The following is a 1,129-nucleotide window of genomic DNA, read 5'->3' as shown; positions in this document are numbered from 1 at the left end:
GAGGGGGCGGGCGTCCAGCCCCCAGCGGATGCCCGCCCCCTCTATCCAGCGGTGCAGCACCGGCAGATCCGCCTCCTCGATGCCGAAACGCCGGCGCAGGGCGGCCACGTCCAGCAGGTCCAGCACCTCGCTCACCGGCAGCCGGCTCTCGGGCAGGCGCAGCAGGTGCTCCAGGGCGATCAGCAGCGGCTCCCGGCCCCGGCTGCCCTGATCCGCCAGGGTGAAGGGGATGAAGCGGTCGTCGTCCCGGCCGTACTGGCCGAACACCGCCTGGATATGGGGCGCATAAAGGTTGATGTCGGGCACCATGACGATGATGTCCCGCGGGCGCAGGGTCTCGTCCTCGGCAAAGCGCGCCAGCAGCTGGTCGTGCAGTATCTCCAGCTCCCGCTGGGCGCTGTGGGCGATGTGGAATTGCACGCTCAGCTGGTGGCGTTCGAGCGGCGGCCAGTGGTCGCGGCTTTCCGCCGGCGGGCGCAGGTTGAGGATGTCGTCCTGCAACTGGCCCAGCAGGTGATCGCTGTCGCCCGGGCTGAACAGGTCGATGCGCTCGCCCAGGGCGTCGAAACGCGCCTGGTACTGGCCGGGATCGTCCAGGCTGTCGAGCAGGTTGATGTAGTCCCGCCCCTGCTTGCCCCAGGCCGCCAGCAGCGGATGGGCGTGCTGGTGCAGCTCGGCCTGGTCCAGGCCCGGGGCCAGGCCGCCCTTGCGGGCGTGGCGGCGGTACTGGTGGCGCAGCAAATCCTGGTCCGGCACTATGTCGCCCCAGTGGTGCTGGCAGGGGTTGTGCACGCACAGCAGCACCTGGCTGAAGCGGGCCATGGCGGCCAGGGCCTCCAGGGTCTGGGCCGGCAGCGAGGAGATGCCGAACACCACCACCCGGCCGGGCTGCCGCGCCCGGCGGCGCGCAGCTCGGCTCCTCGGGGGTTGCGGCCCCCCCGCGCGGACCCATTTGCGGGCCGGCGCCCATCCCAGACCCGCGGGTTCCCCCGCCCCCGGGGTTTTTTGGTTTCCCTTGCCACCGGGGGAAAAATACCGGTCCCCCCCCCCCCCTTGGTTCTCCCTTTCCCTCCCACCCCCCACCACAAACACCCCCGTGGCGCCCGCCACTATCTTTTTCATCTTGTTT

At 70.8% G+C, this 1,129-nt stretch carries 1 protein-coding gene; it reads right to left on the bottom strand.

The features are described from left to right. Window positions 1–1,122: exodeoxyribonuclease V subunit gamma (locus tag CGX12_RS19225; protein ID WP_254918361.1), on the bottom strand; the 1,122-nt coding region annotated here is incomplete at its 3' end. Window positions 1,123–1,129: the final 7 nt, after the last annotated feature.

This window comes from Zobellella denitrificans (assembly GCF_002237365.1).
Lineage (GTDB): Bacteria > Pseudomonadota > Gammaproteobacteria > Enterobacterales > Aeromonadaceae > Oceanimonas > Oceanimonas denitrificans.
This window is presented reverse-complemented; position numbering and strand designations above follow the sequence as displayed.